Raw genomic sequence first — 645 nt, 5'->3', positions numbered from 1 at the left:
TTTCGGCAGTGATATTTGCGAAGCAAATGTCACCGAGAGGATCTCTGATCCTCGAGGGGCTTTCATTGCTATGGCCACACATGTATAGCGTTACATGCGTTGGTTCAGGTCAATTTTTTTACTTTGTTTTCTTCAAAGTGGTATCATCATTAATAATGATGTCCGACTTGCGTCGGACTAAGTTCACACTAACACTCCTGCTTCCGCACTCGTGAAGTGTTCACTTATACCTCGGATGTCTTGATATTTTCATCAATTTCTCATATGCGGTTTTCAAGGTACATTGCGAATGATCCGGATTTTTCCTTCTCATCCAATGGAGAATACGAGATTCGAACTCGTGACCTCCTGCTTGCAAGGCAGGCGCTCTCCCAACTGAGCTAATCCCCCGGATGGGCTTAAGTGGACTCGAACCACCGACCTCACGCTTATCAGGCGTGCGCTCTAACCGGCTGAGCTATAAGCCCGTCTCAAAAGTGTTTCCGCCACTTTCTCCCGTCCTTCCGGACTTCTTTTTTCTTTTTAATGCTGGCGGCCACCTGCTCTCCCACACCGTCTCCAGTGCAGTACCATCGGCCTCCCGGGGCTTAACCATCGTGTTCGGGATGGGTACGGGTGTTTCCCCCGGGCGCATCGCCACCAGCA

The 645-nt window shown here is 49.9% G+C and carries 2 tRNA genes and 1 rRNA gene; all 3 read right to left on the bottom strand.

The annotated features are described in order from the left end of the window. Window positions 1-317: 317 nt before the first annotated feature. The 3 genes from B5E62_RS16655 to rrf all read right to left on the bottom strand — a co-directional run bounded on the left by B5E62_RS16655 (window position 318) and on the right by rrf (window position 644). Window positions 318-390, bottom strand: a tRNA-Ala gene (locus tag B5E62_RS16655). Between the two features lie 3 nt (window positions 391-393). After that, window positions 394-467, bottom strand: a tRNA-Ile gene (locus B5E62_RS16650). 59 nt (window positions 468-526) lie between these two features. Beyond that, window positions 527-644: ribosomal RNA gene (rrf, locus tag B5E62_RS16645) — 5S ribosomal RNA — on the bottom strand. Between the last annotated feature and the right edge of the window lies 1 nt (window position 645).

Origin of the sequence: Lachnoclostridium sp. An118 (assembly GCF_002160985.1) — a bacterium.
In the GTDB taxonomy this organism is placed as follows: Bacteria; Bacillota; Clostridia; order Lachnospirales; family Lachnospiraceae; genus Claveliimonas; species Claveliimonas stercoravium.
This window is presented reverse-complemented; position numbering and strand designations above follow the sequence as displayed.